The organism is Streptomyces azureus (assembly GCF_001270025.1).
GTDB classification, from domain to species: Bacteria; Actinomycetota; Actinomycetes; order Streptomycetales; family Streptomycetaceae; genus Streptomyces; species Streptomyces azureus.
In genome coordinates, this window is the sequence record NZ_DF968277.1 from 1 (window position 1) to 1,832 (window position 1,832).

General features: G+C 57.8%; 1 rRNA gene. It reads right to left on the reverse strand.

The features are described 5' to 3' along the window. A 23S ribosomal RNA gene (locus AOQ53_RS17460) occupies positions 1-1,697 on the reverse strand; the annotation flags it as partial. Positions 1,698-1,832 lie beyond the last annotated feature (135 nt).

The window sequence follows — 1,832 nt, forward strand, 5'->3', positions numbered from 1 at the left end:
CCTACACCCTTACCCCGGGACAACCACCGCCCGGGCTGGACTACCTTCCTGCGTCACCCCATCACTCACCTACTACCACCTTGGTTCGGCGGCTCCACCACTCCCCTTTGCCCGAAGGCTCCAGGGCGGCTTCACGGCCTTAGCATTAGTGGATTCAATGTTTGACGCTTCACAGCGGGTACCGGAATATCAACCGGTTATCCATCGACTACGCCTGTCGGCCTCGCCTTAGGTCCCGACTTACCCTGGGCAGATCAGCTTGACCCAGGAACCCTTAGTCAATCGGCGCACACGTTTCTCACGTGTGAATCGCTACTCATGCCTGCATTCTCACTCGTCAACCGTCCACAACTCGCTTACGCGGCTGCTTCACCCGGCAGACGACGCTCCCCTACCCATCACGATCCCCGTTGGGGGTATATATCGCAATGACACGACTTCGGCGGTACGCTTGAGCCCCGCTACATTGTCGGCGCGGAATCACTAGACCAGTGAGCTATTACGCACTCTTTCAAGGGTGGCTGCTTCTAAGCCAACCTCCTGGTTGTCTCTGCGACTCCACAACCTTTCCCACTTAGCGTACGCTTAGGGGCCTTAGTCGATGCTCTGGGCTGTTTCCCTCTCGACCATGGAGCTTATCCCCCACAGTCTCACTGCCGCGCTCTCACTTACCGGCATTCGGAGTTTGGCTAAGGTCAGTAACCCGGTAGGGCCCATCGCCTATCCAGTGCTCTACCTCCGGCAAGAAACACACGACGCTGCACCTAAATGCATTTCGGGGAGAACCAGCTATCACGGAGTTTGATTGGCCTTTCACCCCTAACCACAGGTCATCCCCCAGGTTTTCAACCCTGGTGGGTTCGGTCCTCCACGAAGTCTTACCTCCGCTTCAACCTGCCCATGGCTAGATCACTCCGCTTCGGGTCTTGAGCGTGCTACTCCACCGCCCTATTCGGACTCGCTTTCGCTACGGCTTCCCCACTCGGGTTAACCTCGCAACACACCGCAAACTCGCAGGCTCATTCTTCAAAAGGCACGCAGTCACGAGAACAAGGCTTGCCTTGTTCCGACGCTCCCACGGCTTGTAGGCACACGGTTTCAGGTACTATTTCACTCCGCTCCCGCGGTACTTTTCACCATTCCCTCACGGTACTATCCGCTATCGGTCACCAGGGAATATTTAGGCTTAGCGGGTGGTCCCGCCAGATTCACACGGGATTTCTCGGGCCCCGTGCTACTTGGGTGTCTCTCAAACGAGCCGCTGATGTTTCGACTACGGGGGTCTTACCCTCTACGCCGGACCTTTCGCATGTCCTTCGCCTACATCAACGGTTTCTGACTCGCCTCATGGCCGGCAGACCATAAAAGAGAGATCCCACAACCCCGTATACGCAACCCCTGCCGGGTCTCACACGCATACGGTTTGGCCTCATCCGGTTTCGCTCGCCACTACTCCCGGAATCACGGTTGTTTTCTCTTCCTGCGGGTACTGAGATGTTTCACTTCCCCGCGTTCCCTCCACACTGCCTATGTGTTCAGCAGCGGGTGACAGCCCATGACGACTGCCGGGTTTCCCCATTCGGACACCCCCGGATCAAAGCCTGGTTGACGACTCCCCGGGGCCTATCGTGGCCTCCCACGTCCTTCATCGGTTCCTGGTGCCAAGGCATCCACCGTGCGCCCTTAAAAACTTGGCCACAGATGCTCGCGTCCACTGTGCAGTTCTCAAACAACGACCAGCCACCCATCACCCCGAACCTTCGGTCCGAGTGCACTGGGGCCGGCGACTGAGGAAAAATCCATTCCCTCAGACACCCAACAGCGTGCCCGAC